Source organism: Pseudomonas sp. GD03858, assembly GCF_029840925.1.
Lineage (GTDB): Bacteria > Pseudomonadota > Gammaproteobacteria > Pseudomonadales > Pseudomonadaceae > Aquipseudomonas.
The window spans coordinates 1-7,535 of sequence record NZ_JAOCDM010000174.1; the positions used below are offsets into that span (position 1 = coordinate 1).

8 protein-coding genes and 1 tRNA gene are annotated in these 7,535 nt (G+C 64.9%); 5 read left to right on the forward strand and 4 right to left on the reverse strand.

The features are described 5' to 3' along the window. The first annotated feature begins 57 nt into the window (after positions 1-57). Both N5D48_RS25230 and rimI read left to right on the forward strand, forming a co-directional pair. A complete protein-coding gene (locus N5D48_RS25230; RefSeq protein ID WP_279888787.1) occupies positions 58-849 on the forward strand; it encodes an energy transducer TonB in 792 nt (263 codons plus the stop codon). Then, positions 846-1,301, forward strand: a complete 456-nt coding sequence (gene rimI / locus N5D48_RS25235; protein WP_279888789.1) for a ribosomal protein S18-alanine N-acetyltransferase — start codon at positions 846-848, stop codon at positions 1,299-1,301. The genes N5D48_RS25230 and rimI overlap by 4 nt, the downstream gene beginning before the upstream one ends. 149 nt (positions 1,302-1,450) lie before the next feature. On the opposite strand, the gene N5D48_RS25240 is transcribed toward rimI, so the two are convergent. After that, on the reverse strand, positions 1,451-2,614 hold the full coding sequence (locus tag N5D48_RS25240) for a hypothetical protein (RefSeq protein ID WP_279888791.1): 1,164 nt from the start codon (positions 2,612-2,614) through the stop codon (positions 1,451-1,453). 64 nt (positions 2,615-2,678) lie between these two features. On the opposite strand from N5D48_RS25240, the gene N5D48_RS25245 reads away from it, so the two are divergent. Next, a complete protein-coding gene (locus N5D48_RS25245; protein ID WP_279888793.1) occupies positions 2,679-3,263 on the forward strand; it encodes a D-Ala-D-Ala carboxypeptidase family metallohydrolase in 585 nt (194 codons plus the stop codon). Here N5D48_RS25245 and N5D48_RS25250 read toward each other — a convergent pair. Further along, positions 3,203-4,108, reverse strand: coding sequence for a LysR substrate-binding domain-containing protein (locus tag N5D48_RS25250; RefSeq protein ID WP_279888795.1), 906 nt, complete (start codon positions 4,106-4,108; stop codon positions 3,203-3,205). The two genes, N5D48_RS25245 and N5D48_RS25250, sit on opposite strands and share 61 nt — an antisense overlap. 219 nt (positions 4,109-4,327) lie before the next feature. On the opposite strand from N5D48_RS25250, the gene N5D48_RS25255 reads away from it, so the two are divergent. Then, entirely contained in the window at positions 4,328-4,942 is a 615-nt protein-coding gene (locus tag N5D48_RS25255; RefSeq protein WP_279888797.1) for a LysE family translocator, read from the forward strand. A gap of 56 nt (positions 4,943-4,998) precedes the next feature. Here N5D48_RS25255 and N5D48_RS25260 read toward each other — a convergent pair. After that, a tRNA-Met gene (locus N5D48_RS25260) sits at positions 4,999-5,075 on the reverse strand. A gap of 96 nt (positions 5,076-5,171) precedes the next feature. Next, positions 5,172-6,095 carry a FecR domain-containing protein gene (locus tag N5D48_RS25265; protein WP_279888800.1) on the reverse strand — a complete coding sequence of 308 codons (924 nt, stop codon included), beginning with the start codon at positions 6,093-6,095 and terminating at the stop codon, positions 5,172-5,174. Positions 6,096-6,297: 202 nt separating this feature from the next. On the opposite strand from N5D48_RS25265, the gene N5D48_RS25270 reads away from it, so the two are divergent. After that, entirely contained in the window at positions 6,298-7,512 is a 1,215-nt protein-coding gene (locus N5D48_RS25270; protein WP_279888799.1) for an MFS transporter, read from the forward strand. Positions 7,513-7,535: the final 23 nt, after the last annotated feature.

The following is a 7,535-nucleotide window of genomic DNA, read 5'->3' on the forward strand; positions in this document are numbered from 1 at the left end:
CCTGGGCAACGGCGTTAGAATGCCCGACTGTTTCGTCTATCCCCGGATACCCGCGCCTTGCTGATCGAGTCCCGCCGCCGCGCCTACCTGTCCGCCATGCAAGTGGTGCACTGGCTGCCGCGCGCCGAACTGCCGTTCGCCGCCCCGTCGCGGCCGGAGCTGCTGTTGCCGGTGGCGCCGGTCGAGGAGGTCGACTTCGAGGTGCGTCCGGCCGCTCCGGCAGCGGTGCCGAGTGCCACCCCGGCAGCGCCCCTGGCGCGTGCCGAGCGCCCGAAGATCGAGATCCCGCGCCCTGGCAGCGCGCCGAAACCCGCCGCCAAGCCGGTCGAGGCCGAGCGGGAGGCCCCCGCGCCACGCCCGGCACCGGTGCCGCCACCACGCTTCGCCCTGCAGTTGCTGCGTGCCGGCAGTTGCCTGCTGCTGGTCGAGCTGGCCACCGGCCAGCCGTTCCAGAGCCGCGACCCGTCGTACCTGCTGCTCAAGGACATGTTGCGCGCCGCCGGCCTGCCGGATTCCCCGCAGATCATCGGCGAGCCGGTGCGCTGGCCGCTGCTGATGCGCGGCAACATGGACCAGGGCCCGGATGCCGCCCGGGACTTCGTCCAGGGTTTCATCGCCGCGCGCCTGGAAGAAGCGCCATGCACCTGCCTGTGGCTGATCGGCCTGCCGGCCATTCGCTTCGCCGGCCAGGCCGACGCCGATGCTTACTACCAAGAACTCAAGGTCGACCTGCTCGGCGATGCCTGGGCCTTGCCCGGCCTTGAACTGTTGATGGACGAGCCGCCGCGCAAGGCGGACGTCTGGAAAGCCATGCGCCAGCTGATGGCGCGCTGGAAGAGCGTTGAATGAGTGACTCGATCAGTTTCCGCCCGGCCACCGAGGCGGATCTGGATACCCTGCTCAAGATCGAATATGCCGCCTTCAGCCACCCCTGGACCCGCGGCATCTTCCAGGATGCGCTGAAGTCCTACGAAGTGTGGCTGATGTTCGTTGGCCAGCAGCAGGTCGGCCATGGCGTGATCAACGTGATCATCGACGAGGCGCACCTGCTCAATATCACCGTCAAGCCGGAGAATCAGGGCTGCGGGTTGGGGCTGCGTCTGCTCGAGCACCTGATGGCGCGGGCCTATCAGCTCAATGGTCGCGAGTGCTTCCTCGAGGTGCGTGCCAGCAACCAGTCGGCCTATCGCCTGTACGAGCGCTATGGGTTCAACGAGATCGGCCGGCGCCGGGACTACTACCCGGTGGCGGGCGGGCGCGAAGATGCGCTGGTGATGGCCTGCACGCTGCTCGAAGACTGAGCACTGCCCCGCTGTAGGAGCGGCCTCGTGTCGCGAAAGGGCTGCGAAGCGGCCCCAGGATCTTGGGTTTACCTCACGATTGCCGGGGCCGCTTTGCGGCCCTTTCGCGACACGAGGCCGCTCCTACAGGGATCGCGTAAGCAGTCGGCTCAGATCTGCGGGTGTTCCACTTCGATCGGCTTGCGCAGATCCCGCAGGCTGCGCGTCACCGTTCCGGTGTTGCACTTGGCCGCCGCCTGTGCCGGCGTCATGTCGCGGATGGTGCGGTAGAACAGCTCGCAGGTCTGCTTCTTCTGGGTCACCTGCCACTTGCTGGTGCAGGCTTGCAGGGTGAGCTTGGCATCGGCCTGCGGGTTGCGGCCCATGCCGGCCTGCCAGCAGGCAGCAGAGAGGTCCTGGCCCATCATCTTCAGGCCGGCGGCGTCGGCCTTGTCCTGGTCGCCGTCGTAGCTTTTCGGGTCGGCCGCGTACCAGATCGCGCTCGGGTGGTTGGCGCCGAGCACGGGCACCTTGGCGCTGTCCGGCTCCGGCGCGATGCTGGCCAGCCCCAGCACGTTGACCTTCGGCCCGTACTGCTGCTGGATCCATGCGCGCACCGGCGCGCCGAAGGCGACCATCGGCAAGGCGGTCTTGCCGTCGTGGGTGAGGGCCACTTCCTTGACCATCCGCACCTGGTAGTCGTTGAAGTAGTCGTAGACCCCCTCCAGGTCCTTGCCCGCGGTGGCCGGCGCGGCGATCGGGGCGATGTCGACGATGGTCTGGTAGGCCGGGGTCTGGGTCGCCTCGACGCCGTTGAAGGTCAGCAGCTGCGCCCAGCGGTCGGTGGTGTTGGACTTCAGGTAGTCCTGGTAGCGGGTCAGCGAATAGTCCGGCGGGAAGTGCAGCAGCTCGACGCTGCGGCGGTTCTCCAGGGCCATCCCCAGGGGCAGGAACAAGTACCAGCTGTAGTCCCAGCCGCCTTTCTGGTTGAGGCGGGTAGCGCCCTGGTAGGCCAGCTCGCCACTGTCGAGCAGCTTGCGCAAGGGTTCGGTGTAGTTGGCCGGCACGCCGGTGATGCTGGCGTGCAGCTTGTCGTGGTCGCGGCTCACCGTGACCTTGGCATTGGCGTAGCCATCGCGCTGCACGCTCTGGGTGAGGTAGTGCTCGACAGTCTGCTCGAGGCTCCAGTCGCGGTAGCAGATCACATTGCAGTTGTTGGGGTAGGCGAACAACCGGGTGACCCGTTGGGCATCGCCCAGGTCGATCTGCGCGTCGGCCATGGCCAGGCCGCTGAAGGCGAGGGCGGCCAGGCCCGATACAGCAATCTTGTGCATGCTTAACTCCTTGTCAGTGGCCGCCAGGACGGCGGGCGCCCATGGTGGATGAAGAGGTGGGGGCATGAAAAGCGGCAAGGCATGGCTATTGGCTAGCCTGTTGATCGGACAGGGGGCGGTCCAGGCGGACGAGCGGGATATGTGGATGTTTGCCCAGTGGGCAGGCGATCACGAGAACCGCAAATTCCGGGAAATGCTGGTGGATGCGCGGTTGTACGGCGTGGTGCCGATCCACCAGCTGCTGCGCTCGGCTTCGGATTGGCGGCTGTGCAAGGCATCGCCCTTCGCGGTACCGCCGGCGAGCCACTGGCCGGCGGTGCGCTCGACCCTGGCATTGATCAAGACGCTGGACGAACACGGGGCGCTGCGTCAGTTCGAAGTGGTCTCGGCCTATCGCGACCCACGGCTCAATGCCTGCGCTGGCGGTGCGTCGAGCAGCGCGCACATGCGCGCCTTCGCTGTCGACCTGCTATTGCCGCCCTGGGCCGATCCCAATCCGCTGTGCCAGTTCTGGCGACAGCATGGCCAAGCCTGGAACATGGGATTGGGTCGTTACCCCTCGGGGCGCATCCATATCGATACGGCCGGTTACCGAACCTGGGGCGGCGATGGCAGCGCCGGTTCCTCGTTCTGCGGCAAGCCCAGGTGAGCCAGGCAGGCTCGGCATTGCGCACTGACCCACTGCGCGAAGCGCTGGCGCTTGCTGCCGTCATCCAGCGCTTGTGGGCTGAGCAGGTGGTAGCTGGAGCCATCACGCAGGAAGCCGTAGGGGGCTTGTAGCTGACCGTTTTCGAGTTCGTCGCGAACCATCAGCGCTGACGCCACGGCCAGCCCCATGCCAGCGCTGGCGGCCTGGATCGACAGGTAGAAGTGCTCGAAGTCGCTGCGTTGTTCCAGGTGGATATTTTGGCCGCTCAAGCGCAGCCAGGTCGCCCAGGCATCCGGGCGGGTGGCGCTGTGCAGCAGGCGCTGGCCGGCGAAGGCCGGCGTGGCGACCGGCCCGATCCATTCATCGCAGATCTTCAGGCTGTGCAATTGGCGATCCCAGTGGAAATCATCGCGGCGCAAGGCCAGGTCGATGCCGCCGCGCACGAAGTCCACCGGTCCGCCCGCCGCCACCAGGTGCAGCTGCAGGTCGGGGTGTTCAGCGTTGAAGCGTGGCAGGCGCGGGATCAGCCAGCGCATGGCGATGGTCGGCTCGCAGGACACCACCAGCACGTTGTCCTGGAGAGGTTGCTGCAAGCGCTGCACGGCGCCTTCGAGCTGTTCGAAGATCGCCCGGGTGGTGGCGTGCAGGTCGCGCCCGGCGCGGGTGAGGAAGACCGCCCGGTTGCGTCGTTCGAACAGTTCCACGCCGAGGCTTTCCTCGAGCAGGCGCACTTGGCGGCTGACGGCGCCGTGGGTGACGTGCAGCTGCTCGGCGGCGCGCACGAAGCTTTCGCTGTGGGCGGCGATGTCGAAGTAGCGAAAGGCGGTGAGGGGAGGCAGTTTCATGTGCTGGCCTGTTCCGGCGCTATCGCGGGGCAAGCCCGCTCCCACGCGTACTGCGTGAAGCACTCGTGGGAGCGGGCTTGCCCCGCGATAGCGCCGTTAGAGTTCATGAGGATATGTCAGAAAAACTAGCAGATCAGCCTCACTATAAATCGATTTTTACTTATTCCAGGCATCAGGATAATCCCATCTTCCGTGAATTTTCATCGAGGATACCTGTTCGTGAACGAACTCATCGCCGTCGCCCTGTTCACCATCCTGGCCGTCATCAGCCCTGGTGCCGACTTCGCCATGGTCACCCGCAGCAGTTACGCACAGGGCCGCAAGGCAGGCCTCGCCGCCGCGGCGGGCATCGCCCTGGGCGTGCAGGTGCATGTGCTGTACACCGTGCTTGGCATTGCCGTGATCATCAGCCAGAGCCCGTCGCTGTTCCTGGCGATGAAGGTGGTGGGCGCGGGCTATCTGGTCTACCTCGGCTACAAGTCGCTGACCAACACCACGCGCATCAGCCTCGACGGCCTGGCGTCCAGCCAGGCAAGCATGGCCAGCGCGCTGCGCACGGGCTTTCTGACCAATGCGCTGAACCCCAAGACCATGCTCTTCGTGGTCAGCGCCTACACCCAGGTGGTGCAGCCGGGCAGCCCGCTAGCGCTGGATTTCGCCTATGGCGCGTTCATGTCCTTCGCGCACTGGGTGTGGTTCAGCCTGGTGGCGGTGTTCTTTTCCAGCGCGGGGCTGCGCGCGGCGATGATCGAGCGACAGCGCGTCGTCGATCGTGTCATCGGGGTGGCCTTGATTGGCCTGGGGTTGGCGGTCGTGGTGGCGGGGGTGAAATAGGCTTTTTCGCAGGCAAAAAAAAAGGGCTTATCTTTCGATAAGCCCTTTTTAAAAGGTGGTGGCTACACAGGGACTTGAACCCCGGACCCCAGCATTATGAATGCTATGCTCTAACCAACTGAGCTATGTAGCCAACTTGGCGCGCATTATTAGCTCGAATCGCGATCCTGTCAACAACGTTTTCAAAAAAAATTTCCAACCTTTCAAAAACTTAGCCGAGAAGGGTGGTTCAGCGCACGATCAGCCAGTGGCCGAGCAGATTGTGCAGGCGCAGTTGCTGATCGGCGGCCAGGCGCTCGAGGCTCTGCGCCGGGCGGTCGAGGTCGAAATCGCCGCTGACGCGCTGGTAGGCCGCATGCTCATTCATCATCCAGACTCGCTGGCCACCGTAGTTGGCCAGGCGTTCCAGTACTTCGCCCAACGGCAGGTTCCTGGCCTTCAATTGTCCGTTGCGCCAGGCATCGACCAATTTGGCGTCGATCTTCTCCACCGGATTGATCCGGCCTGCGCTGAACGTCACTCGTTCGCCGGCATTGACCAGGCGCTGGTCGCCGCCCTGCAGAACCGCGGCCTTGCCACTGAGCACCAACAGTTCGTCGTGGTCGGCATGGCGGGCGATTTGCAGGCGGGTGCCGAACACCTGGATCCGCGTGTCATCGACCTGCACCTCCATGGCGCGGCCATCGAGCGTCACCTCCAGGTAGACCTGCCCCTGCACAAGGTGCAACTGGCGGGTGCGGCCACGCAGGTCGACATTCATCGCGCTGGCGCTGTCCAGGTGCAGGGTTGAGCCATCGGCCAGGCGCACGCTGCGACGCTCGCCGCTGTCGGTGTGCAGTTCGCTGCCCAGGCGCTGCATCACTGGCCAGTAGAGCCAGACCAGCGCGCCCACCAGCATTAGGAACAGCAGCGCCAGGCACAGTCCGGCACGGCTGCGGCGGACCTTGGCGATGCGTGGTCGCGGGCGCGTCGCCGGGACCTGCAATTGCTGCCAGTAAGCCTCGAGCTGGGCATAGGCCCTCGCGTTGAGCGGATCCTGGCACCAGCTGGCGAATGCCTGGCGCAGGGCCTCGTCGCAGCCGGGTTGGCGCAGGCGCGAGAACCAGTCCAGGGCTTCCTGTTCGGGGTCGGGCGTGGGCTGCAAGGCGGGCATCGGGCTCATGGGATCGGTCTGCTCGCAGGGGCGGGGCGGTTTCGCCCAGCGTTTACGGGGGAAAAGAGGCAAGGATGCTAAATATATTGAGAATTATTTACAAGTACGTGTCGGATGGAAGGCGCGCCAGAATAAAAAGGTAGCTTCGTATCTATTTGTTTCACGATAATCGGAGCCCAACCCGCGGACGGACATCCAGCCCATGGCCATCAGCAGTACCACGACTTCCAGCGCCAGCAGCCCGGCAAGCCAGGCCTCCCCGCTGGTGATGCGCATCATCGGCTTCTGCGCCCTGGCGCACCTGATCAACGACCTGATCCAGTCGGTGCTACCGGCGATCTATCCGATGCTCAAGGCCAACTACGACCTGAGCTTCGCCCAGATCGGCCTGATCACCCTGACCTTCCAGATCACCGCCTCGCTGTTGCAGCCGTGGGTCGGCTTTTTCACCGACAAGCGGCCTACGCCAAACCTGCTGCCGATGGGGACCCTGTGCACCCTGGTGGGCATCGTGATGCTGGCCTTCGTCGGCAGCTTCCCGATGATCCTGCTGGCCTCGGCGCTGGTGGGCATCGGCTCGTCGACCTTCCACCCAGAGACCTCGCGCATTGCCCGGCTCGCTTCGGGCGGGCGCTTCGGCCTGGCCCAGTCGAGCTTCCAGGTCGGCGGCAACGCCGGTTCCGCCCTCGGTCCGCTGCTGGCGGCGGCGATCGTCATTCCCTTCGGCCAGAGCCATGTGGCCTGGTTCGGCGTAGCCGGGCTGTTCTTCTTCGCCGTGACCCTGATGCTGCGCCGCTGGTACAAGGAGCACCTCAACCAGGCCAAGGCGCGCAAGGCGGTGCAGGCTACCCACGGCATCTCGCGCCAGCGGGTGATCCTGGCGCTGGTGGTGCTGGGGCTGCTGGTGTTCTCCAAGTACTTCTATATGTCCAGCTTCACCAGCTACTTCACCTTCTACCTGATCGAGAAATTCCAGCTGTCGGTGGCCAGTTCGCAACTGCACCTGTTCCTGTTCCTCGGCGCGGTGGCTGCGGGCACCTTCTTCGGCGGGCCGATCGGTGACCGCATCGGGCGCAAGGCAGTGATCTGGTTCTCCATCCTTGGCGTGGCGCCGTTCACCTTGGCGCTGCCGTATGCCGATCTGTTCTGGACCACCGTGCTCAGCGTGGTGATCGGCTTCATCCTGGCGTCGGCGTTCTCGGCCATCGTGGTGTATGCCCAGGAGCTGGTGCCAGGCAATGTCGGGATGATTGCCGGGATTTTCTTTGGACTGATGTTTGGTTTCGGCGGCATCGGCGCAGCGCTGCTGGGGTATGTGGCTGACCTGCGAGGGATCGAGTACGTGTATGGGGTCTGCTCGTTCCTGCCGTTGTTCGGATTACTGGCGGTGTTCCTGCCGTCCACCGGCAAGCGCTGAAAGTCTGCCGGATGCATTCTTTG

Bases quoted from the DNA above. Each gene is read 5' to 3' on its own strand.
- rimI (WP_279888789.1), top strand. From the start codon at position 846: ATGAGTGACTCGATCAGTTTCCGCCCGGCCACCGAGGCGGATCTGGAT.
- N5D48_RS25240 (WP_279888791.1), bottom strand. From the start codon at position 2,614: ATGCACAAGATTGCTGTATCGGGCCTGGCCGCCCTCGCCTTCAGCGGC.
- N5D48_RS25245 (WP_279888793.1), top strand. From the start codon at position 2,679: ATGAAAAGCGGCAAGGCATGGCTATTGGCTAGCCTGTTGATCGGACAG.
- N5D48_RS25250 (WP_279888795.1), bottom strand. From the start codon at position 4,108: ATGAAACTGCCTCCCCTCACCGCCTTTCGCTACTTCGACATCGCCGCC.
- N5D48_RS25265 (WP_279888800.1), bottom strand. From the start codon at position 6,095: ATGCCCGCCTTGCAGCCCACGCCCGACCCCGAACAGGAAGCCCTGGAC.
- N5D48_RS25270 (WP_279888799.1), top strand. From the start codon at position 6,298: ATGGCCATCAGCAGTACCACGACTTCCAGCGCCAGCAGCCCGGCAAGC.